Source organism: Fictibacillus sp. NRS-1165 (assembly GCF_050468105.1).
Classification (GTDB): domain Bacteria; phylum Bacillota; class Bacilli; order Bacillales; family Fictibacillaceae; genus Fictibacillus_C; species Fictibacillus_C terrinigri.
Map to the genome: position 1 here is coordinate 1 of NZ_JBDPNU010000112.1, position 810 is coordinate 810.

The 810-nt window shown below is 38.8% G+C and carries 1 protein-coding gene and 1 pseudogene; both read left to right on the forward strand.

All coding sequences use genetic code 11. The features are described from left to right. Positions 1 to 542 (forward strand): annotated as a pseudogene (locus tag ABHN01_RS24715) (gas vesicle protein GvpN); the annotation flags it as partial. 5 nt (positions 543 to 547) lie between these two features. Continuing rightward, on the forward strand, positions 548 to 810 hold a 263-nt coding region (locus tag ABHN01_RS24720), incomplete at its 3' end, for a GvpL/GvpF family gas vesicle protein (RefSeq protein WP_429877748.1).

Here is an 810-nt window from a genome sequence, read left to right on the forward strand (position 1 = left end):
ATGAATTTACTCGGTCTAAGCCTTCCACAAATAATATCTTTCTCTCCATTTTAGAGGAACGGATCCTTCCCTTATATGGAACCAAGCAACAAGAACCGTTTATTCGTGTCCATCCAAAGTTTTCCGTAATGTTTACGAGCAATCCAGCTGAATACGCCGGCGTTCATCAAACACAGGATGCCTTATTAGACAGATTAATCACCATTCCAATTGATTATTCAGATGAAGAGACGGAAGCGGAAATTCTTTCAAAAAAAACGGGTGTTTCAAAAGAGAAGGCTGCAGGCATTACCAGGATTGTTTCCTCCTTAAGGGAAAAATGTCCTAAAAACAGCCAGCACAGGCCAAGCTTACGCGCTTCTCTTATGATCGCTACACTAGCTCATGAAGAAGGGATTCCTGTAGACGGGAAAGATGAAGATTTTCAACAATTATGTTTTGACATTTTATGGTTTTCTGTATCTAAAGGCTTAGATGAATCGGATCAATCAAAAATAAAAAACATCGTGGAAGATACGTGCAAAGAAATAGAAAGGGAGTGAAACGGGTGAGCCAATCAACCGGTATATATATATTTTGCAGTATACAAACGAATCAGGAACTGCATCAATTTGGAAAAGCAGTTATAGATGGCGAAGAGAAACAAATATTTACCATTCATTATAAGGACTCAGCAATGGTAGCGGCAGAAGTTCCTATGAAAATTTATCATCCGAACAAAGAAAATTTAATGATGCACCAGAAAGTCATTGCCTCCGTCATGGCCCAAAACGACACAGTCATTCCAATAAGTTTTGGCAATGTGTTTCA